1 protein-coding gene is annotated in these 348 nt (G+C 51.7%); it reads right to left on the reverse strand.

Annotated elements, in window-relative coordinates; translation table 11 throughout:
• The coding region (locus I656_RS0117450; RefSeq protein WP_033007114.1) for an IS4 family transposase at window positions 1-348 on the reverse strand (348 nt) is incomplete at both ends.

Raw genomic sequence — 348 nt, forward strand, 5'->3', positions numbered from 1 at the left:
TTGATCATACAGCCATCGCAGCAACACATACGCGATGAACGCCGCAAACAGTTGGTTGTATACCGCATTTTCCGTCGTGCCAAACAAGGTCGGGACATTCAGATATTGCTTCACCCAACGGAAAAAGACCTCAACAGTCCAACGTTGTTGGTACATGTCGGCAATGGTTTCCGCAGACGCATGGAAGAGGTTCGTCACGACCCGAATGTCGCGGCCATTCGCATCTCGAAAGATCACCACCCGGTGACGCTTGGTGGAGCGGCATTGTTTCGTCCCCAACTGGCACGTGAAGTCGGCTTGAACCGATGAGGATGTGCTGGAAAGGCGTTTCAAGCTTTTTTTCTGATG

This window comes from Geobacillus sp. WSUCF1, assembly GCF_000422025.1.
Classification (GTDB): Bacteria; Bacillota; Bacilli; order Bacillales; family Anoxybacillaceae; genus Geobacillus; species Geobacillus zalihae.